Source organism: Rossellomorea sp. SC111 (assembly GCF_024733565.1).
Lineage (GTDB): Bacteria > Bacillota > Bacilli > Bacillales > Bacillaceae_B > Rossellomorea.
Map to the genome: position 1 here is coordinate 132,743 of NZ_JANIOC010000001.1, position 20,067 is coordinate 152,809.

At 43.5% G+C, this 20,067-nt stretch carries 22 protein-coding genes; 1 reads left to right on the top strand and 21 read right to left on the bottom strand.

The genetic code is table 11. The features are described 5' to 3' along the window. Nucleotides 1–76: 76 nt before the first annotated feature. From dinG to NQ095_RS00785, 11 genes are all read right to left on the bottom strand, one after another. A complete protein-coding gene (gene dinG / locus NQ095_RS00735) occupies nucleotides 77–2,866 on the bottom strand; it encodes an ATP-dependent DNA helicase DinG (protein WP_258261614.1) in 2,790 nt (929 codons plus the stop codon). 108 nt (nucleotides 2,867–2,974) lie between these two features. Further along, nucleotides 2,975–3,358, bottom strand: a complete 384-nt coding sequence (gene panD, locus NQ095_RS00740; protein ID WP_224519640.1) for an aspartate 1-decarboxylase — start codon at nucleotides 3,356–3,358, stop codon at nucleotides 2,975–2,977. After that, the gene (gene panC, locus NQ095_RS00745; protein WP_258261615.1) at nucleotides 3,351–4,220 is read right to left on the bottom strand and encodes a pantoate--beta-alanine ligase; all 870 of its coding nucleotides are present in this window, start codon (nucleotides 4,218–4,220) and stop codon (nucleotides 3,351–3,353) included. Before panC ends, panD begins: the two co-directional genes overlap by 8 nt. Next, entirely contained in the window at nucleotides 4,217–5,056 is an 840-nt protein-coding gene (gene panB, locus NQ095_RS00750; protein WP_258261616.1) for a 3-methyl-2-oxobutanoate hydroxymethyltransferase, read from the bottom strand. Before panB ends, panC begins: the two co-directional genes overlap by 4 nt. A 274-nt stretch (nucleotides 5,057–5,330) precedes the next feature. Further along, nucleotides 5,331–6,314 (bottom strand): biotin--[acetyl-CoA-carboxylase] ligase, encoded by a 984-nt coding sequence (locus NQ095_RS00755; RefSeq protein ID WP_258261617.1) that lies wholly within the window; start codon nucleotides 6,312–6,314, stop codon nucleotides 5,331–5,333. Then, on the bottom strand, nucleotides 6,299–7,492 hold the full coding sequence (locus NQ095_RS00760; protein ID WP_258261618.1) for a CCA tRNA nucleotidyltransferase: 1,194 nt from the start codon (nucleotides 7,490–7,492) through the stop codon (nucleotides 6,299–6,301). Before NQ095_RS00760 ends, NQ095_RS00755 begins: the two co-directional genes overlap by 16 nt. A 47-nt stretch (nucleotides 7,493–7,539) precedes the next feature. Then, a complete protein-coding gene (gene bshA / locus NQ095_RS00765) occupies nucleotides 7,540–8,664 on the bottom strand; it encodes an N-acetyl-alpha-D-glucosaminyl L-malate synthase BshA (RefSeq protein WP_258261619.1) in 1,125 nt (374 codons plus the stop codon). Nucleotides 8,665–8,668: 4 nt separating this feature from the next. Next, nucleotides 8,669–9,370, bottom strand: a complete 702-nt coding sequence (gene bshB1 / locus NQ095_RS00770; RefSeq protein WP_258261620.1) for a bacillithiol biosynthesis deacetylase BshB1 — start codon at nucleotides 9,368–9,370, stop codon at nucleotides 8,669–8,671. 1 nt (nucleotide 9,371) lies between these two features. Next, complete coding sequence (gene mgsA / locus NQ095_RS00775) at nucleotides 9,372–9,779, bottom strand: methylglyoxal synthase (protein WP_258261621.1); 408 nt, start codon at nucleotides 9,777–9,779, stop codon at nucleotides 9,372–9,374. A gap of 12 nt (nucleotides 9,780–9,791) precedes the next feature. After that, entirely contained in the window at nucleotides 9,792–10,562 is a 771-nt protein-coding gene (gene dapB / locus NQ095_RS00780) for a 4-hydroxy-tetrahydrodipicolinate reductase (protein WP_258261622.1), read from the bottom strand. Continuing rightward, complete coding sequence (locus NQ095_RS00785) at nucleotides 10,549–10,962, bottom strand: nucleotide pyrophosphohydrolase (protein ID WP_258261623.1); 414 nt, start codon at nucleotides 10,960–10,962, stop codon at nucleotides 10,549–10,551. Before NQ095_RS00785 ends, dapB begins: the two co-directional genes overlap by 14 nt. A 101-nt stretch (nucleotides 10,963–11,063) precedes the next feature. Here NQ095_RS00785 and NQ095_RS00790 point away from each other — a divergent pair, with 101 nt between their 5' ends. Next, on the top strand, nucleotides 11,064–11,933 hold the full coding sequence (locus NQ095_RS00790; protein WP_258261624.1) for a YitT family protein: 870 nt from the start codon (nucleotides 11,064–11,066) through the stop codon (nucleotides 11,931–11,933). Nucleotides 11,934–12,003: 70 nt separating this feature from the next. Here the strand turns inward: NQ095_RS00790 and NQ095_RS00795 are convergent, their stop codons facing one another. From NQ095_RS00795 to NQ095_RS00840, 10 genes are all read right to left on the bottom strand, one after another. Next, nucleotides 12,004–12,684, bottom strand: a complete 681-nt coding sequence (locus NQ095_RS00795) for a zinc metallopeptidase (RefSeq protein WP_258261625.1) — start codon at nucleotides 12,682–12,684, stop codon at nucleotides 12,004–12,006. 60 nt (nucleotides 12,685–12,744) lie between these two features. Then, a complete protein-coding gene (gene ypjB, locus NQ095_RS00800) occupies nucleotides 12,745–13,536 on the bottom strand; it encodes a sporulation protein YpjB (RefSeq protein ID WP_258261626.1) in 792 nt (263 codons plus the stop codon). A 71-nt stretch (nucleotides 13,537–13,607) separates the two neighbouring features. Further along, nucleotides 13,608–14,198, bottom strand: coding sequence for a lipoprotein heptaprenylglyceryl N-acetyltransferase LhaT (lhaT, locus tag NQ095_RS00805; RefSeq protein WP_258261627.1), 591 nt, complete (start codon nucleotides 14,196–14,198; stop codon nucleotides 13,608–13,610). 60 nt (nucleotides 14,199–14,258) lie between these two features. Continuing rightward, nucleotides 14,259–15,029 (bottom strand): menaquinol-cytochrome c reductase cytochrome b/c subunit, encoded by a 771-nt coding sequence (locus NQ095_RS00810; RefSeq protein ID WP_258261628.1) that lies wholly within the window; start codon nucleotides 15,027–15,029, stop codon nucleotides 14,259–14,261. Nucleotides 15,030–15,073: 44 nt separating this feature from the next. Then, nucleotides 15,074–15,748 (bottom strand): menaquinol-cytochrome c reductase cytochrome b subunit, encoded by a 675-nt coding sequence (gene qcrB, locus NQ095_RS00815; RefSeq protein ID WP_032087896.1) that lies wholly within the window; start codon nucleotides 15,746–15,748, stop codon nucleotides 15,074–15,076. Between the two features lie 13 nt (nucleotides 15,749–15,761). Continuing rightward, the gene (locus NQ095_RS00820) at nucleotides 15,762–16,271 is read right to left on the bottom strand and encodes a QcrA and Rieske domain-containing protein (RefSeq protein ID WP_258261629.1); all 510 of its coding nucleotides are present in this window, start codon (nucleotides 16,269–16,271) and stop codon (nucleotides 15,762–15,764) included. Between the two features lie 140 nt (nucleotides 16,272–16,411). After that, the gene (locus NQ095_RS00825; RefSeq protein WP_258261630.1) at nucleotides 16,412–16,876 is read right to left on the bottom strand and encodes a YpiF family protein; all 465 of its coding nucleotides are present in this window, start codon (nucleotides 16,874–16,876) and stop codon (nucleotides 16,412–16,414) included. A 245-nt stretch (nucleotides 16,877–17,121) separates the two neighbouring features. After that, a complete protein-coding gene (locus tag NQ095_RS00830) occupies nucleotides 17,122–17,661 on the bottom strand; it encodes a ReoY family proteolytic degradation factor (RefSeq protein WP_258261631.1) in 540 nt (179 codons plus the stop codon). 129 nt (nucleotides 17,662–17,790) lie between these two features. Beyond that, a complete protein-coding gene (locus NQ095_RS00835; RefSeq protein WP_258261632.1) occupies nucleotides 17,791–19,050 on the bottom strand; it encodes a tetratricopeptide repeat protein in 1,260 nt (419 codons plus the stop codon). A gap of 34 nt (nucleotides 19,051–19,084) precedes the next feature. After that, nucleotides 19,085–20,011: a hypothetical protein gene (locus NQ095_RS00840; RefSeq protein ID WP_258261633.1), complete on the bottom strand. Its 927-nt coding sequence runs from the start codon at nucleotides 20,009–20,011 to the stop codon at nucleotides 19,085–19,087. Nucleotides 20,012–20,067 lie beyond the last annotated feature (56 nt).

The window sequence follows — 20,067 nt, forward strand, 5'->3', positions numbered from 1 at the left end:
TTAAAATCCTCCAGTTTCACATCTACCCTTTAGAGTGTGTTAATGGAGAGATTTTATCACTGAATTTTAAACGGATTCAGAGCCAATCTTCAATCCAGGAAATCAGATCAAATAGATCTCCTTCTTGGACTTCCATAGAAGGAATCGACTGTAAAAATGCTTTACCGTACCTTGTTGTCTTGATTCTGCGGTCATACACAATCACGATTCCCCGATCACTGCTCCTTCTGATCAGTCTTCCTACCCCTTGCTTGAAGCGGATGATGGCTTCAGGTAAAGAGTGGGAAGAAAATGGGTTCTTCCCCTGGGCTTTCAGGATATCCGATTTCGCTTGATTGACCGGCTCATCCGGCGGGGTAAACGGCAGTCTCACCATCGCAAGGCAGGACAGGTCCTCTCCCGGGATGTCCACACCTTCCCAGAAACTGCTTGTCCCAAATAATATCGCCTTATCAAAACGCTGGAAGTTCTTTGTCAACCGGGTACGGCTCCCTGATGTGATACCCTGTGCCATCAGCACATATTCTTCCAATAAGCCACTTTCTTTCATGAGCTCATATGTTTTCCTCAGCATATCGTAAGACGTGAATAATATGAGCATCCGCCCTTTTGTCGCCTGGGCGACCCCTATCAAATGGGAGCTGATAGCCTCGATATATTCCTCGTTTTGAACCTGTTGAATTTCTGGTACATCCGTCGGAACGAAAAGCCTTGAGACCTCATGATAGTCGAAGGGGGAAGTTAGCTGCAACTTTTTCACATTGTCTGTAAGTCCGATTTCATTCAAGAAATAATGGAATGACCCGCTGACGGTCAACGTGGCAGATGTCATCACCACACTTTTCTTCTTGGCGAAAATTTCATTTTGGAGATTCACGTCGACTGTGATTGGTTGAGCCTGGATAGTCAGGCTGTTCGGGAGTGATCTTGTGTCTCCATCCAGCCAGAGAACATGGTTGTTCAGGTCTTTAAGAAACACAGTTTGAAAGTTTGTTCTTAATTCTGTCAAATCCACCAGAAAGCTATAAAATTCTTCAATGAGCGCCTTCTCTTTATCAAGGAGTTTGATTTTCTTTTCCTTGATGGTATCCAGCACCCGTTGAAACTCCCTTTCAATATGCTTCATTCCTGAAATCACGCGTTCCATGGACATAATGACAGGCTGCCAATAACTGCTGTTTTTCATTTCATCGGTAATGCGCAGCTGGATCTTCTGTATCCCCGTTCTCTTTCTAGCCTTTTTATAGAATACACTTGTCAATACGGAAAAGGCCTCTTCCAGATCCATATAAAACTGACCGATGATCTTATCCAACTCAAAGGGATGGGTAAGCAGACCTACTGAGTGATTCGAAAGAAGTTGATCCAGCCGGTAAAACAGTTGTTTGTGATCCAGCATCCCTAATTGTGACGTACTGAATTTAATGGAGAGATAATCCATGATTACCCCCAGATGCTGTCGTGCTGATTTTTCCAAATGGTGTGCCTCATCGATCACTAAATAATCGTAGGAAGGAAGCATGCTGCTCTCCCTCACCATATCGGTTAAAAGCATCGAATGGTTTGTGATGATGATATCTGCTTCCTGGGCATTCTTTCTTGCAGCAAGATAGAAATCCTTTCCGACCCAGGGATCTTTTGCATGGGTGAGGTGCCAGCCGTCGTGTTTTAATCGATTCCAAAACAATTGCCCTCCGGAAGTGAGGTTCAATTCATCCATATCCCCTGTCTCGGTCCGTGTCAGCCATACAAGAATCTGCATCTTTGTCAGGACCACATCGTATTGGGACTCATCTTCCCTGAGGGACTGCTCGAATTTAAACAGATTTATGTAATGATTCTTCCCTTTCAAGAGAACCGTCCTGAAAGGGGTTGGACTGATTTTCTCCAGTAATTTAATTTCTTTATGGAGCAGTTGCTCTTGTAATTGAATGGTATATGTACTGATGACCACTTTTTCCTGAGTACGTTTGGCAAACAGAACGGCTGGCCATAAATAACCCAGTGACTTACCAACACCGGTACCGGCTTCAATGACAATATGCTGTGATTCATCGAAGGCATGTCCTATTTCTTTCATCATTTCCATTTGCTGCTCTCTTTTTTCGTAGAAAGGAACATGTTGAGCCAAGTGACCTTCTATATCCGGTATATTAAGATCAATTTCTTCATGGGTTGTGAGATGCTGCTTTCTTTTACGAAGGGCAAGACCCCGGTATACCTCCAGTTCGTCTGAGAGATCCTCTACATGTTTCTGCTTCTTTGTCACAATGCTGTCAAACAACAAATCAAGATCACTCTTCAAGTGGTTCGAGAGTTTATGAAGTTTTTCAAGCGTGACCAATGGCAGCTTTGAAAGTTCTTCGATAAAATAAAGAAGGATTTCAGCTGTCACATACGCATCACTGTCCGCCTGATGGGGCCTGACATGACTCAAACTCAATGAATTGGAAAGCTCCGTCAATTTAAAGCTGTCCGCAGATGGCAATGCCACCTTTGCAAGTTCCACTGTATCAAAGGCAGGTCCCTTAAATGGGCTATACCCTGCTTCTTCCAGTTCTGCCTGAAGAAATGAAAGATCAAATTGGACGTTGTGGGCCACAAAGATACCATGATCCAATATTTCCAGGATTTTCGGTGCAATTTCATGGAAGGACGGGGCGTCCTTCACCATGTCATCGTTGATCCCCGTTAACTCCTCTATAAAAGCGGGAATAGGTTTCCCGGGAGATACAAAGGACGTAAATTGATCGATGATTTTACCGCCCTCTATTATAACCGCTGATAGTTGAATGATTTTTTCTCCCTTTTTCGGGGAATTTCCTGTTGTCTCCAAGTCGATGACAACCAGTTTAAATGGGTACATGTTATTCACTGCCTTTATATAGATCCTACTCTTATGATTTTCTAAATAAGTGTACCATAAACAAAAAAGCAAGTCTCCTATTCCCAAATTAGAAGACTTGCCCATTTTTTATAGTATTGTCGCTTCCGGTTCTGTTCCAATCATATCGATCACCCTGTTATTTTCTCCCATGATCGCCACTTTCGGGATATGGTCATGGACCATTTCCTCAGCAACAAGTTTATACGATATGATGATGACGATATCCCCTTTTTGCACGAGTCTTGCAGCCGCACCGTTCAGACAGATGACGCCGCTCCCTCTCTCACCCGGTATGATATAGGTTTCCAGGCGTGCGCCGTTATTGTTGTTGACAATCTGAACCTTTTCATTAGCCATCATTCCGACAGCATCCAGAATATCCTGATCGATGGTAATGCTCCCGACATACTCAAGGTTTGCTTCGGTTACAGTCGCTCTATGAATTTTCCCACTCATCATCGTTCTAAACATGGTAATCCTCCTCCGGTGGTACACTGATGATTATATTATCTATTAATCTGGCCTGTTGGAATTGAACGGCTACAGCTATGATGATGTCACCTTCCAGCCGCTTCATTTCCTCAAGCTCCGGGTATGAATACACTTCAACATAATCAATGGTACCTGAAGTGTTTTCCTGAATGATTCTATACATTTCCCCCGTAATGACAGATGGAGTCCTTTCTCCATCTTCAACACGTTTAGCCGCTTCTTTCAAACTTCTATAAAGGATAGGGGCAACTTGTCTCTCCTCTTGAGACAGGTAGACATTTCTCGAGCTCTTGGCCAGTCCATCCTCTTCCCGGACGGTCGGGACACGGATGATTTCAACAGGGAAGAAATAATCGCTCACCATCCCTTCCACCACAGCAACCTGTTGCGCATCCTTCTGGCCAAAGTAGGCCCTGGTCGGCTGTACAAGATGAAACAATTTCGCAAGGACGGTCACGACTCCATCAAAATGACCTACCCGCTTCCGGCCACACAGTACATCTACACGCTCTTTCACCCTCATAGTCACTGACTGACTCCCCCTGTACATGTCAGCCACTTCAGGAATGAAAAGGATATCCACCCCTGACATCGTTGCCAACTCCGTATCCCTCTCCACATCTCGGGGATAGCGGTCAAAATCTTCATTCGGCCCGAACTGCAGGGGGTTTACAAATATACTCATCACGACGACTTCATTGTGGTTCCTTGCTTCTTTCGCCAGGGTCAAATGCCCCTCATGAAGATATCCCATTGTTGGAACGAATCCGATCGTTTTTCCCGTTTTCTTCAATGATCCTATACTCTGTCTCAAATCACTTATCTTTGTTATGACGTTCATTTCTTCATCCCGCCATAGAGAGAATGGAGTTCCTCATCCCGCATAGTAAAGGAATATTCATCTGTCGGAAAGCTCTGATCCTTTACTTCATCAATATAACTCTTAAGGCTGTCATGCATGACGTCAGATGCATTCCCATATTGTTTGACAAACTTAGGCACGCGGTTCACACCATAAGTCACTAGGTCATGGAAAACTAAAACCTGACCGTCGGTGTTGACTCCGGCACCGATGCCGATTGTCGGTATCGTTAAGGCCTCTGATATCTCCTTTGCGATTTGTTTCGGTACACATTCCAGTACCAGAGCGAAGGCACCTGCCTCTTCACATTTGATACTATCTTCGATCAATTTCTTTGCTGAGTCTGCTGTCTTACCCTGCACTTTATATCCTCCAAGTATCCCAACGGATTGAGGAGTCAATCCTAAATGGGCCACCACGGGAATCCCCGCACTTGTAAGGTCCCTTATTCGATCGATGACGTGGGCGCCTCCCTCGACCTTTACAGCATTTGCCCCTCCCTGTTGAAGGATGTCCGCAGCTGTTTTAAGGGTTTCTTCCCTCGATAAGTGATATGACATAAACGGCATATCCGTCACGATAAACGTATTCGGTGCCCCTCTTTTTACCGCCTTCGTATGATGAATCATATCGAATACCGTCACAGGTACCGTAGAATCATATCCCAACACGACCATACCCAGGCTGTCTCCCACCAGAATGACATCGATTCCCGCTTCCTCGGCTACTTTCGCACTTGGATAATCATACGCTGTAACCATGGCAATCTTTTCTTTTTCATTCTTCATCTTAAGAAAATCTGTTGTTTGTTTCATGTGATCCTCCTTCTTTTCAGTCAGAGGAGACGAAACGAAATGAAAGCACTTTCATGATGAATACAAAAAAACCTCCTGAAAAAATGACAGAAGGATCATAAGTGTTTTATATCATTGTTTCGACCCTCTGTCCCAGTCCACAATGGATCAAGGCAGAAATAGTATTGAAAATTGAATGTACGTTCTTTCGAGGTGCAGTTCCAAGGATACTGCCCAATTGGATTATACCATAAAAGTACGGGATGGCTACACAGATTTCCATCCCGCTGCAAGTTCAAACATTCACTTCAATATCGGCGGAGTAGATCTGATGGATTGTCCCGCCTGAGTCTTCGATCTTCAGTACCCCTTCATCCGTGATTCCGAGTGCCCTGCCTTCAATGGTTCCATTGATGGTCCTTGCCCGGATCTTCTTCCCGATACTGATGGCATAGCTTTCCCATAAAAGCTTGATCGGTGTGAATCCTTCTTTCATGTAGAGTGAATACAACGCCTCTATCCGTTCCAGTAATCTTTGGACAATGACAGACCTTGATAAGGTACTTCCTTCCTCGATGGATAGGGACGTTGCAATCTTTTGAATCTCATCGGGGAAATGGTCTTTCGTCTGGTTGACATTCATCCCGATCCCGATAATGATGGAATTGATTTTATCCGATTCCGCCTGAAGTTCCGTCAGGATGCCCGTCACCTTTTTCCCGTCGATGAGTATATCGTTTGGCCATTTGATCTCTGGATGGAGGCCGGTAACCTCCTCGATCGCCTGGACCACGGCCACGGCTGCAATGAGTGTGAATTGAGGGGCCTTTTGAGGCGGCAAGTGCGGCTTTAAGATTAAACTCATCCAAATTCCCGTACCTTTCGAGGAATGCCACTCCCTCATCAATCTGCCCCTTCCGGCAGTCTGTTCGTCAGCGATGACCAACGTACCTTCTTCCGCTCCGTCACTTGCAAGGGTATGAGCGATCCGCTGGGTACTTGGAACAGATTCTTCATAATGGATCGCGGTCCCTAACATATGGGTTTGAAGGCCTAAACGTATTTTACTTTCTGTGACACTATCAGGAGTCTCAATAATCCGATATCCTTTTTTCCTTACCGCTTCCAATACAAAACCTTCTTTACGAAGCTCTTCGATATGTTTCCAGATCGCAGTACGCGAACAACCTGCAATATCAGCCAGGGCTTGTCCGGATAAAAATTCCTGATCCGATTCGAATAACGCTTGAAGAACTTTTTTTCTTATAGTCGATTGCATGTTGCGAGCCACCTCCTTATCTCTTCTTTATCATTGGGGATTGTCTCATTAATGATAGCTGATTCAATTTCAAGCAATCGTTCTTTCACCCATGGACCACCCTTTTGGCCAGCCCATTCCATTAAGTCCGTACCTGTTACATCGAGTTCCTGCCTGGACAAGATTGCGAGCTTCTGATATTGCTCCATTACTCTTTCCAGAGAAAAGTCTGATGACGGTTCCAAGCAGCCGTATACCTTTTCAACATTAAGTGCAGCTTCTAGCCCGGCACGATATAGTAATGGCTTTGTCCATCCAGATTTACGTTCCTTTAAAATATCAAGCTCTTTGGAACGGCCCCTGATCATTTTGACAGGAAGCCTCCACCCTTTCAGGAAGCCCTGCACATCTACCTCCCCTATATATGTCAGTAAAATCAGCCAGGCTTGATCTTTATTTAATGTGTCCAAACAAGGGAGGTCCGCCAACGCTTTGAGCTCTGCACCGTATCCACTTAGAAAGGGAAGCTCCTTATACAAATTGGTGCCCACAAGGAGATTCAGCCCTTCTTGCTTCCATTGGCCAGCCAGTATTTTCTCGAATTCCATTGTTTTTCTTTCGACTGCTATATGCTCGAGCAACCGCGAGTGCTCCCTAAGGTTTGTTAATGTAGAGGATTCGAGACCGAAGCCGAGCTGACTGACAAACCGGACTGCCCTCATCATGCGCAAGGCATCCTCAGTAAACCTCATTTCCGGTGAGCCTACGGTCCGTATCAACCGATTATGTATATCTTCTTTACCATGATAAGGATCAATGATCAAGCCATCCCCGTTCATTGCCATGCTGTTCATGGTGAAATCCCGGCGCTTCAAATCCCCGACGAGTGAACGGATAAATTCTACCTTATCAGGCCTTCTATAATCCGTATAGGAAGACTCGGTTCTGAACGTGGTGATTTCATATTCTCTGCCTTCTTCCAAAACGAGGACCGTGCCATGTTCAATACCGATATCAATCGTTCTATGGAAAACCGCTTTCACCTCTTCCGGGTAGGCAGAAGTGGCGATATCTACGTCATTGATCGTTCTGCCAAGTAAGTGATCCCGGACGGATCCTCCAACGAAATAGGCTTCGAACCCTGCCTTTTCAAGCTTTTTCAATACGGGAACAGCTTGTTGGAATATGGTCGGTAACATTCTTAACACCTGCTTTTCTTCAATCGTCTTTACAGATCCCAGACTGTTCACAAAAGATTCTTATAGATTCGTTCATACTGTTCGACTATTTTGCTCGAGTGAAATTTCGTCCGTGCTGTTTGGAGGGCATTCTTCGATAATTCCATATGGAGCTCATCATCCTTCAGCAATTGCAATGCTTTTCCGGCAATTTGTTTGACGTTTCCGATTTCACAGATAAAGCCGTTGTATCCATCCTCTATCACTTCAGGGATACCCCCTACATTCGTGCCGATGCTTGGAACACCACAAGCCATCGCCTCGAGTGCGACTAAGCCGAAGCTCTCTTTTTCTGAAAGTAATAGTTTGATATCACTGAGCGAATATAGTTCTTCCAGATTATCTTGTTTTCCAAGGAATAAAACCCGGTCTTCTAATCCGAGCTCCTTTACCTGTTTGCATATGAGTGTCATTTCAGGTCCGTCCCCTACAAGGAGAAGCTTGGATGGAATTTCCTTCTGGATGAGGTTGAAAGAAGCGACAACATCGCTCACCCTTTTCACACCACGGAAGTTTGATACATGGATGATGACTTTTTCATGATCCTTAATTCCATATTCGCTTCTCAGATGGCGGGAATCCACTTCCCTGTATACCCTCTCATCAATAAAATTATAAACCGTTTGGATCTCTTTATCAGGCTGGATCAAATCATGGGTCTGTTTTACTAAAGCGGAAGAAACCGCGGTCACGACATCCGACTTTTCAATGCCGAAGCGAATGGCACCGGTCAGAGATGGATCGTACCCAAGAACCGTAATATCCGTGCCGTGTAATGTGGTGACGATCTTTACGTCTTTCCCGGACATTTGTTTCCCCAATATGGCACAGACAGCATGGGGGATCGCGTAATGAACATGCAGGATATCCAGGTTTTCCCGTTCCGTGATTTCCGCCATCTTATTCGCCAGTGCGAGATCATAAGGAGGATATTGAAACACTGAATATTGACTCACTTCCACTTGATGAAAATAAATATTATGATACATTTTGTTCAATCTGAACGGGATGCTCGAGGTAATAAAATGTATTTCATGACCTTTCTCAGCCAGTAATTTCCCTAGCTCCGTTGCCACTACTCCTGATCCTCCCACCGTCGGATAGCAGGTAATTCCTATCTTTAACTTCTTCATACACTTAATCTCCTAACAAATCATGATGCAAGATAAGGGTGTTATAGGAAAAGAATCCTTCTGCATAACGGAGACCGGCTTCTTTCCCCATCATTCTCTCCCTTGCTTCGACGGCTTCGATGTATCCGTCTGTTAAAGGTGTCGACACCCCGTCGGATCCTTTAGAGAATTGGCTTCCATACGCTTGAAGACTGGAAATCTTTTCCTGCATATAAGGCTCGATATCCACGACAAATTGAGGTTTATGAAAGCCGTTGATCATATAGAAATAAAGGTGATCCGTTTTATGGACCGGGATTTCAGAATGAAACTTCCGGATTCCCGCAGAAAAAAATGCCTCTTTCACCAGTCGGGAAGCATTTCCATGATCAGGATGGCGATCTTGATCAAATGGCGCAAATATTGCTTTCGGTTTATACGTTCTAATCAAGTTGACGACTTTCTCAATGTGATCGTCCGTTATGTATATTCCCCGATCGGGTATATCGAGGGTCACTCTCTTATATGCCCCTAATATGTCTGCTGCCCTCAGCGCTTCCTCTTTTCGCAAGGAAACCGTCCCATTGGAAGACAGCTCTGCCTTTGTCATATCACAGATGACAATATTCTTTCCCTCAGCAGCATATTTCGCCAGGGTACCTCCCATACCGATTTCCACATCATCTGCATGCGCTCCGAACGCAAGGATGTCTATTTGTTGATCCACGTTATCCCTCCTTCTCTTTCACTACACTCCGCCACGCAATGTCCCCTCTTTCAAGACCCTTTACCAGTACTTCAGCAGTACCCATATTGGTCGCGAGCGGTACGGCGTACACATCACAAAGCCTGATCAAAGCCGACACGTCCGGTTCATGGGGCTGTGCGGTCAGGGGATCCCGGAAGAAGAGGATAAGGTCCATTTTATTATTAGCGATGTATGAACCTATTTCCTGGTCCCCTCCCAAAGGGCCTGAACGGAATCGATGGACGGATAAACCCGTTTCTTCGCAAATTCTTTTTCCCGTTGTCCCCGTGGCAAAGAGGGAGTGTTTCCCTATGATTGACTTGTATGCGAGCACAAAACGAATAAGATCATCTTTTTTCTTATCATGAGCAATCAACGCAATATTCATAACACTCACCCTTTAGTCTAATATATTTTCAAGTCCATACACTAATGTGTCCAGTTTCATGACCGTGTCCACTGAAACCTTCACTCCCGACATGAAGCTTCCTCTGTTAAAGGAATCATGGCGTATCGTCAATGTTTGTCCTTCCGCTCCTAACATTACCTGCTGATGGGCAATGAGGCCCGGAAGTCGGACGCTGTGAATATGCATTCCATCTACATTTGCTCCCCTGGCACCGCTATGGGTTTCCTTTTCATCAGGATGCCCCTGCTCCTTTGATTGCCTTACTTCCCTGATCATTTCCGCCGTTTTCACCGCCGTACCCGATGGTGCATCCAATTTTCGATCATGATGCAATTCAATGATTTCTACATCATCGAAATATTTTGCAGCCATCTGCGAGAATTTCATCATAAGCACGGCTCCAATCGCGAAATTGGGAGCAATGATACATCCAATTGACTTGGATTCTGCCAGTTCCTTCAATTCATGCAATTCATCTGCAGAAAAGCCCGTTGTCCCGACAACCGGCCTGACCCCGTATTCCAAGGCCGTTTTAGTATGATGATACCCGACTTCAGGAGTCGTCAAGTCAATCAACACATGTGGAGCCTCATCTTGAAAACATGCCTCTATATCTGTATACACCGGTACATCCAGATCCGTTTCCATCTTGTGATCGATTACGCTAATAAGAGTAAAATGGTCGGTGTCCTCCACCAATTGAACAGCTTCCTTCCCCATTCTTCCTCTCGGTCCTGCAATCGTGATGTTAATTTGCTCCATCTTTATCCCCACTTTCGATTCTGGTCCATCGATCTTTATCTCTTGTATTAAACTTATGCATTACCGTATTATGGGCTTCTTCAAGGCTGATATCCAGGGAGTTGGCCAGACAGATGATGACAAACAACAGATCCCCCAGCTCTTCCTCGATGGTGTTTTCTTTTTCTGTATGTTTCTTTGGCTTTTCACCATGGTAATGATTCACTTCTCTCGCTAATTCACCAAGTTCCTCGGTAAGACGTGCCACCATCGCCAATGGACTGAAATAACCCTCTTTGAATTGACTTATGTATTGGTCCACTTCTTTTTGTAATTGCTTCATCGTTTTACTTTCTTCCATAAGAAGCCTCACTCCTTCATTATCTCCTATCATGTTAGCTAAATCCTTCCCGTTTGACAAATATTACGTTTGATTTTGAAAGTCTTCGTTGCCAGTTTGTTTTTCTTCTTATATAATGTCTCTGTCAACTTAGATAATACTTTAAAAGGAGGGAAACACAGATGTTGGGATTACGTATTAAAAATATATTGTTCATCTTATTAGGTTCGGCTATATTTGCTTTTGGACTCGTACATTTTAATATCCAAAATAAACTGGCTGAAGGTGGATTCACGGGAATAACGCTCATCCTTTATTTCTTATTTGATATCGATCCGTCATACTCCAACCTTGCCTTAAATATACCCCTATTTTTCCTGGGATGGAAACTCCTCGGGAAGAAAGCTTTCTATTATACTGTGATTGGGACTGTAGCTCTATCCGTATTTCTATGGATTTTCCAACGGTATCAAATGACCATCAACCTGGAAGGGGACCTTTTTCTCGCGGCCTTATTTGCGGGTGTTTTCATTGGAATTGGACTGGGGATCATCTTCAGATACGGAGGTACGACAGGCGGGGTCGATATCATCGCAAGACTTGCCCATAAATACATAGGGTGGAGCATGGGAAAGACGATGTTCATGTTTGATGCCGTCGTCATCGGCGTCTCACTCATTACGTATTTAGAATACCGGGAAGCGATGTACACTCTGGTCGCTGTTTTTGTGGCTGCAAGGGTCATCGATTTCATGCAGGAAGGGGCTTACTCTGCAAGGGGGGCCATGATCATTTCAGAACGCAATGAAGAAATCGCCACTGTCATCAATGAGAAAATGGACCGTGGAGTGACCGTGTTACGCGGCCACGGCTCATTTACGAAACAAGAGCGGGAAGTTCTATACTGCGTAGTCGGGAAAAACGAAATCGTCAGACTGAAAAACATCATCACAAGCGTTGATCCTCACGCCTTCGTATCCGTCACTGTTGTCCATGACGTTCTCGGCGAAGGATTCACACTCGATGCAGATAAGAACCCTATACTGGACTAGAGAGATTCTACTTCAAACCAAAAGCAGCCGGACTCTGGAATCCTCGAGTCCGGCTGCTTTAATTGTATTCTTAATCGTCACCATTCATCCCGGTGAAAATAAGTACCAGTCTTAACAGTTCAATGATTGCCACTGCCGCTGCCGCTACATACGTCATGGCAGCTGCGTTCAGCACCTTTCTGGCATGACGCTCTTCTTCATTACGGATCAATCCAAGGGAAACGATTTGATTCATCGCCCTCGATGAAGCATTGAACTCAACAGGAAGCGTGATCAATTGGAACACAACCCCTGCAGCCATCAATACGATCCCGAGCAGGAACATACCGGACAATTGAGTGAAAATACCAATCATCAAGAAGATCCAGGACATATTAGAACCGATATTTGCTACCGGTACGAGGGCATGGCGGAATCTTAGAAACGCATAGCTTTCAGCATCCTGTATGGCGTGTCCCACTTCATGCGCAGCCACTGCCGCTCCGGCTACCGAATGCCCGTGGTAGTTATCGGGTGATAGGGCAACCGTTTTGGTCAAGGGATTATAGTGATCACTCAGAAACCCTCTGCCCTCCACGACTTTTACGTTATGCAAACCATTTTCATCAAGAATCCTTCTGGCCATTTCCCTGCCGGTCATCCCCGAAGTGGTGGCCACTTTTGAATATTTCTTAAACGTACTCTTTACACGCATCTGTGCTCCGATGGGAATAAGAGCAATCAGTAAAAAGTAAATCAAAAATCCTGCCATTTTCGCAAAAACCTCCAGATGTTTAGATTAACTAAATTTTATAGCGCCATCATCGCACTGTCAATTTTTTTGACGTTCAGACTTTTTCACTTCACCCTGTCCCTTATATTTTCTCCAACCTACATAAGATAATGTAGAAACAATGATACTGCCAGTCGATATGATGACCCACCAAAGGGAAGGATCCGCTTCATCCTCTGTCATGTTCTCGAATAGGTTTTGGAGATCCGTTTCCAAAGCCGTCAGCTCGCTCATCGTTTGCTCCCCTTCCAGCACATCCTGGCGATAGTGATCTAAGTAAGTGATCCTAGCATCCAGTGATTGAGCACGCTCAACTGGAATATCCAATTTAATACTCGGTTGAATGATATTATATTTTGATAAAAATACATTCAATGTCGTTTGATATTCATTAACGTTTCCATTTTCCGCCGCAACCTTTACACCATTAAAGGCTTCCATTATCGGGTCTTCCATTTCGACCCATAAAGGCTGATGCTGACTGTTTAAGGCATCCATCACCAGGCGGAACTTCGTAACGGCGTTCACCCTTTCCTCAAGAGCAAGGGAGGATTGGTTGATACTTTCCAATGCAAGATTATGTGAAATGGTAAGAATTCTAAGCTCATCCATTGAGAAGGACTGTTGGGCACTCAATGAGGCAAATTCTTCGGAGAAATAAACCAACAGATGTTTGGCTTCTTCATATCTTCCGGCCTTAGTCATCTGTAAAGCCTGATCTGATATTTCATCGAGCTCGTTGATTGGAGACGGAGATTCTACAGCGATTAATGGGTGAGGTACTAAAATGAGAAATAAGAAAAGCGTGATAAAAAATTGGATTAATTTCATACTTGTCCCCCCTAAAACTACTAATAAAGTGTATGAAGGGGTGGACAAGAGTAGACCATAAATCAGTTAAACTAATAGTCAAGGGAGAGACGATTTGTTTTCTGAGTGAAATAATACGCAATGGCAATGGAGATGATGCTTAGCCAGAAAGTGAAATATCCTATATCCTGAATATACATATAGAGTTTTGAGTATACCGGAAACTGCATGAAAACATAATCGATGATATCATTATGGATGGTCCAGACAGCCCCTGCGGCAATATGCCACAACTTCACCCGATAAAATGAAGAGTATAGGATACCCTGTACGGCCATTGCCCCGTGTGAAGCCATCAGCATATATCCTTCCCAAGGCAAGTCACCTGATACCATGAGGGTCAACAGATTCATGATCACTGCCCAAACACCGTATTTAAACAGGGTGATGATGGCAAGCACTTCGAAAATCGGCCAATTCCGATTCAGTATAAATGCGATCAATACGAAGCAAAAAAACAGACTGGCTGTCGGACTATCCGGGACAAACAGTAAAAACTGGGGAGGAGTATTTTGGAGTTGTGGAATATACCATATGTATCCGTAGACGGTACCGAAAACATTCACTATAAGCAGCAACCATAAAAATGTTTTATTTCTTAAGATCGTCATGATCCAGAGCATGTTAGTACCTCACTTTCAAGTAGAAAAAAAGGGCCAACAGCTGCCGGCCCTTTCTCAACATTATTCTTCTAAACCAGAGATGAATTCAGAGAGTTTCTTCAACTCTTCATCTGTCCCTTTAAATAAACCTGCAGGCATGCCCGGTGGTTTACCGTTTTTAGCAATTTTCGCAATTTCTTCAGGTGCAAGACCCGTTCCGATTAAGGAAGGACCCGCCCCACCTTGCAAGTTCTCACCATGACAGTTGATACAGCCATTCTTCTGATCAGCAAATATTTTATATCCTTCAGATTCTTTATCGATATCTACCTCTGCACGGATCTTCCCTTGTTCCTCTGCCGCTTCCCAGTCATGAGTCGCAACGGATTCCCAAGTCAGGAAGTACGTAGCTGCCAAAGCCAATAACATGAATCCTACTGCAAAAGGACGTTTTGTTGGACGGCGTTCAGGTCCTTTATCGATGAATGGTGCAAGTAAAAGTGCCCCAAACGCGATTCCAGGAATGACGAACGCTCCGATAACATTATAAGGTCCTGATGCATATGTGTACTTAAGTAATTGGTATAAGAATAAGAAATACCAGTCAGGTAATGGAATATATCCAGTATCTGTCGGATCGGCTATACGTTCTAACGGTGATGGATGAGCAACCGTTAAACAAAGATATCCGATAAGGAAAACAGCTCCTACCAGCCACTCCTTCAATAAGAAGTTTGGCCAGAAAGCTTCTGTTTTACCAGGGAACTCCGAATAGTCTTTCGGTATATTCGGCTTTCTGTCTGCAGGAACCCGGGAGTCCCCTACAAACTTCATCCCTTTTCCTCGATGCATAGTGTCCCCCTCCTTTTATTAGGTTAATCATTTACAATCGTTTCTTATAGTGGTCCGGAAATACCCTGCTTACGGATCATCAGGAAGTGAGCTCCCATCAAACCAAGTAGAGCAGCAGGCAGGAAGAATACGTGAATAGCGAAGAATCGAGTCAGAGTCTGTGCCCCGACGATATGGGCATCTCCCGCTAATAACATTTTCACCTGGTCTCCGATAAATGGAGTGGCACCTGCTATTTCAAGACCTACTTTCGTCGCGAATAGCGCTTTCATATCCCACGGCAGTAAATAGCCTGTGAAACCAAGCCCTAACATTACGAAGAAAATAAGAACCCCAACAACCCAGTTCAATTCACGAGGTTTTTTGTATGCACCTTGGAAGAAGACACGCAGTGTATGTAAGAACATCATTACGATAACCAAACTGGCTCCCCAGTGATGCATTCCGCGGACAATTTGTCCAAATGCAACTTCATTTTGCAGATAATACACAGATTCCCAAGCGTTTTTAATATCTGGAACATAGTACATCGTTAAGAACATTCCGGATAAAATTTGAATGACGGTTACGAAGAATGTTAATCCTCCGAAGCAGTAAACAAACGCAGAAAAGTGATGCGCAGGGTTTACATGTTCAGGAACTTCGTGATCCGCGATATCGCGCCACAAAGGCGTAATGTCTAAACGCTCGTCAACCCAATCATAGATCTTGTTCAGCACAGATTACGCCCCCTTACTTAACAAATTTATTTGGTTCTGGTTGTCCAAGATAAAGAATTCCATCTTTTACTTTTGTCGGATATGAATCCAACGGTGCTGTCGGTGGTGTACCTGGTACATTCTCACCGTTCTTGTGATACATTCCACCATGACATGGGCAATAGAACATTTCTTTATGATCCGGATTCCCATTCCAGTTAACTGTACAACCGAGGTGCTTACAAACCGGTGAAAGAGCAATGACTTTGTCTTCTTTGTTCTTATATACCCAAGCGGTTTGTGTAACTTCTGATGTGTACCACGCATCTTTTTGCTCATATGAGAAATCGACACGTACTGGTTCATTCGATAATTCTGAAACCTTTTGCTTAGTCGCTCTAAAATCTCCTGCAGCTTCCGTTTTCAACACTGGATCCACTGCAAAGCGAACCATCGGCATTAACATTCCCGCCGCCATGAAACCGCCTACACCCGTAAGTGTATAGTTAAGGAATTGACGTCTAGATACACGATGTTTGCTCATCCTTTTCCCCCCTCTATCGTAAGGTAAGTCCGTCGGACATATTTCGCACAAATATAAAACTAGGACATAACTATGATATATTAAACTCTATACAAGGTCAATAACTCTCTAATCTAAAAGATGGAAACAATGTGAAGTTTTTATGAATTTTTTTGCCATTTTTGTACAATCACATTTAACAGCTGCTTTACCTGATCTTCCATGATTGAATGCTTATATTGTTCGTCCAGATTTTCAAGTGGGATGGATGGGACCCAGATTAAGCCTTCACTTAGTTTATCCTCGACCTTTTTCCACCCGCTGTCTGAAGTGAGAAAGAAGACATGCTTCACACCACTCCCGGTTAATTCGTCGGCCCACTGGGATAATTCGGATACCTCGCGATCCATCGATGATGACATTCTATACGTAAATGAAGGGGTCACCATCATTCTTCCTTTGAATTGCCTTTCCAGGTGTAAGGTGAGTAGATTGATAAACTCTGATTGTGCTGCTGAGACTCTTATATCCTTCCCGAAATCAACAGGGACAACGGGAATGACAGCCGTATCTACATATGCTTTTTCGGCTTCAAACACTTCAATATCCTTTACGTTCCAATTCATGTATAACGCCCTCACTTTTTTCTTTCATTTTCCACTTCCAATCTTATCACTTTATATCCTCTCATATAAAGCGATTTCACTTTTTTATCCAAACGCTTTACATACAAAACGTGCTTCCCGGTGAAATACTCGCTAAAGGGCACGAAAAGAGCCTCGTTCATAGTATGCACCATTCTTAATCTTACTATCTAAAAAAGACAATAAAAAATCGAATGAAGAGAGGGTGTTTCTCTTCATTCGACTTATCATGTCAAGCTATTCAATTCCTTGGTCAATTTATTGAAAGTCTTTTGATCTCCGGTATCCAATGCTTGGTCGATGGCCTTTAACAAGCGGTCCTTCCTGAACGTCTGCAGGCTGTCTTCTAGAAACTGTTCAGCTACCACTCTGTCTTTTTCATTGATAAGTAAGTATTTCGGCATAAACGGATTTTCTTCCAGTACGGCTGCAAACTGATAACTGGAATTGGCCTTACTGAAGTTAAGCTGAATGTAAATATCTTCATCCTTGTTCAATCGGATATCATGAAATGACTTTTCTGCGTCCGTTGTCATGATATTCTCTTTGTAGAAACGGAATGGCACATCTTCTACACAATGCGTGGACATCACCAGGCCTCTTGGGCAGTACTGGGATTCTTCAACAAAGTGAACCTTTTTCATTAGTTGGTCATGGCTCATCAGATAATTCAAGATCCACACGCATTCTCTTCGTTTTAATTGATATCGGTTCAAAAACCAGCGGATAAATTCTTTCTTCTCGTTGACAGAAACAGGGGTGGTCATGGTTTTCCCTCCTCTGCAGAATCCTTTTTAAAAGGTCCGTTTTTCTTTCATCATTAAGTTTAAGTCACATTAAGCTCTTCGCCATATTCATTTCCCAACGTCCAAGTCCATTAAATCCAACGTCACTGGTCAGTCTTGTAATCTTTCAATCAGGTCCTGCCATTCGTCATTTGAAGGATCCATTTCAATCAGGTGTTTATATACTTCTACTGCTTCACCTCTGAGTCCTTCTTCTACTAGAAATTGTCCGAACTCTAGTAAAAACTCTTGATGATTCTTAAAGTAAGTATATGCAATACGGTATTGTTTTAATGCATGATTATATTGTTCAAGCCCTTCATAAGCCTTTGCCAGATCCCAGTTGATCTGAGGCTCTTCTTCTCCTTCAACCGTCAGCATCTGGGCTATTTCCAGCACATCTTCATACCGGTCCTGTGTAAAGAATAATTTATTGATGATAAGGGCAGCCTCCACATAACCGGGGTCAAGGGCCAAGGCTTCCCGCAGAAACGCTTCGGCTTCTTTTTCAAGGCCCATCTTCAATGAAATTTTCCCTCCGAATACATTCAGTTCTTTATTGAATTCATCCTGATTCACCCCCGCCTGAACGGCATCCAGGCTCTCTTGAAGCTTTTCTTCACGTTCATACGACTTCGCCAACAGTAAATAGACAGAATGATATTCAGGATCCAGTTCCTTGACGGATTCGAATTTTTCAATCGCCTTTTCGTAATAACCTGCCTGATAGGCAGTAAAGGCATAGCCGAACAGTGTATTGATTTCGAGATGTTCTTGAAGGGCTTTTTCATAATGAGTTAAAGCTTCTTCGAATGCTCCCCCTACACTATAGGCCTCTGCCAATCTCTGGTGGACATTGGTTCCACCAAGCTCGGTAGTCCCATTTTCTATGAGGGTATTGTAATGCCTGATCGCCTCCAGAAATCTGCCCGTTTCTGAATACAGTTCCCCCAGTCCGAAATCGATGACGGGTTCATGGGGTAATAACTTCTTAGCTTTAAGGAGCTTTTGTTCGCTTACTTCAAACAAACCCTGCATTTGATAAAGGTCTGCTAACAGAAGAAGCGACCTTGGATAGGTGGGGTCCCCCTCATCCAATTCTGCAAGCGTCTCGATGGCTTCTTCTTCTTTGTCCATCTCCACCAGCACTTCTGCCAGTTCAATGAGAAGCTCACCCTCACCTGGATAATATTGAAGGAGATTCCCATACAGCTCTTTTGCTTCCTCCAGAAACCCTAAATGATGTAATTCTTCGGCAAGACTGAATTTTTCTTCATGACTTCCAAATTTCAGCACTTGATTATACTGTTTCTTTGCTTCCTCTAAATTACCTTCTTCTAAAGAAGATAACATTTTTTCTTTGTATGTCATGGTCAATCCCTTTCTATAAAAAGCTTGTATTCAATTAAGTAAAATATCCCGGCGTTTGTATGATCAGTTCTTCACCCGCTCCAGGATAAAAATGACCTCTATTATTTATATAATGATATTTCCCTTTGTTCATAGTACATTTTAGCACATGATGATCATAATGAAATGATAATGGCTCAGTACCCGACTCACCTTCAGGCTTCAAATAGAGGTTATAACATATTTCTCCACCCACCAAAAAATTTCCTCTAAGGGGATATATTCCAATTTTCTTCAATATGTTTAAGTTCAGTGGTTCTTTTTCGGGAATTTCAACGGGAATATGGGGAATACCCTCGCTTTTCATCGTATTCTGCCATATTTTAAGATGCTTCATTTTGGTTTTATTGTCTATGTCTGTCGTAAAAAAAGGGACAAAAGTAATAGGGTAATGAAACAATAATCCTTTTATCCATCCCCACGGAATATCTTTGAATCCACCTGCTTCATCCAGATCGATCCAGATGACAGGAACTTTATGCCGCTTACATGCCCGGATGATGTTCGGTGTAACCAGATTCACAGATGTTTTTAAGCCAATTGTATAATCAAGTGGACTGTTGAGCAGCGATGTTTTCCGTTCATTTAATTGTTTAAGGAATTCATACTCATACTGTATTGAAAAAGCCGTCAAAACCGTGGTGCATCCTCTTATAATAAATTTTTCAAGGTAATAGTTCTTTACGGAGATGAAATCACTCCCTTGGGGTACCATCAAGTCACACATGACATGTCCGGGAGTCATCAGAAAATGTGAAGCATCCATTTTCATGTACTTGTAGTACTGAAAGCTGTCCCTGATGGCTGAAATCCTTCCGTCTTTTACCAATAGTGAAGTGTGAGTAAGCCTGGTGTCCTTTACCCAATTGGCATTTTCAATAATATAGGTGCTCAACCCGTCATCACCTTCCTTTATAGACAAGCTATGAAGGGAAGGAAGAATTCATGCCACCTGCTCATTAAAAAGAGAGGCGGATT

Coding starts and splice junctions, on each gene's coding strand:
- dinG (WP_258261614.1), bottom strand. CDS start 2,866: ATGTACCCATTTAAACTGGTTGTCATCGACTTGGAGACAACAGGAAAT.
- panD (WP_224519640.1), bottom strand. CDS start 3,358: ATGTTTAGAACGATGATGAGTGGGAAAATTCATAGAGCGACTGTAACC.
- panC (WP_258261615.1), bottom strand. CDS start 4,220: ATGAACGTCATAACAAAGATAAGTGATTTGAGACAGAGTATAGGATCA.
- panB (WP_258261616.1), bottom strand. CDS start 5,056: ATGAAACAAACAACAGATTTTCTTAAGATGAAGAATGAAAAAGAAAAG.
- NQ095_RS00755 (WP_258261617.1), bottom strand. CDS start 6,314: ATGCAATCGACTATAAGAAAAAAAGTTCTTCAAGCGTTATTCGAATCG.
- NQ095_RS00760 (WP_258261618.1), bottom strand. CDS start 7,492: ATGTTACCGACCATATTCCAACAAGCTGTTCCCGTATTGAAAAAGCTT.
- bshA (WP_258261619.1), bottom strand. CDS start 8,664: ATGAAGAAGTTAAAGATAGGAATTACCTGCTATCCGACGGTGGGAGGA.
- mgsA (WP_258261621.1), bottom strand. CDS start 9,779: ATGAATATTGCGTTGATTGCTCATGATAAGAAAAAAGATGATCTTATT.
- dapB (WP_258261622.1), bottom strand. CDS start 10,562: ATGGAGCAAATTAACATCACGATTGCAGGACCGAGAGGAAGAATGGGG.
- NQ095_RS00790 (WP_258261624.1), top strand. CDS start 11,064: ATGTTGGGATTACGTATTAAAAATATATTGTTCATCTTATTAGGTTCG.
- NQ095_RS00795 (WP_258261625.1), bottom strand. CDS start 12,684: ATGGCAGGATTTTTGATTTACTTTTTACTGATTGCTCTTATTCCCATC.
- ypjB (WP_258261626.1), bottom strand. CDS start 13,536: ATGAAATTAATCCAATTTTTTATCACGCTTTTCTTATTTCTCATTTTA.
- lhaT (WP_258261627.1), bottom strand. CDS start 14,198: ATGCTCTGGATCATGACGATCTTAAGAAATAAAACATTTTTATGGTTG.
- NQ095_RS00810 (WP_258261628.1), bottom strand. CDS start 15,029: ATGCATCGAGGAAAAGGGATGAAGTTTGTAGGGGACTCCCGGGTTCCT.
- NQ095_RS00820 (WP_258261629.1), bottom strand. CDS start 16,271: ATGAGCAAACATCGTGTATCTAGACGTCAATTCCTTAACTATACACTT.
- NQ095_RS00825 (WP_258261630.1), bottom strand. CDS start 16,876: ATGAATTGGAACGTAAAGGATATTGAAGTGTTTGAAGCCGAAAAAGCA.
- NQ095_RS00830 (WP_258261631.1), bottom strand. CDS start 17,661: ATGACCACCCCTGTTTCTGTCAACGAGAAGAAAGAATTTATCCGCTGG.
- NQ095_RS00835 (WP_258261632.1), bottom strand. CDS start 19,050: ATGACATACAAAGAAAAAATGTTATCTTCTTTAGAAGAAGGTAATTTA.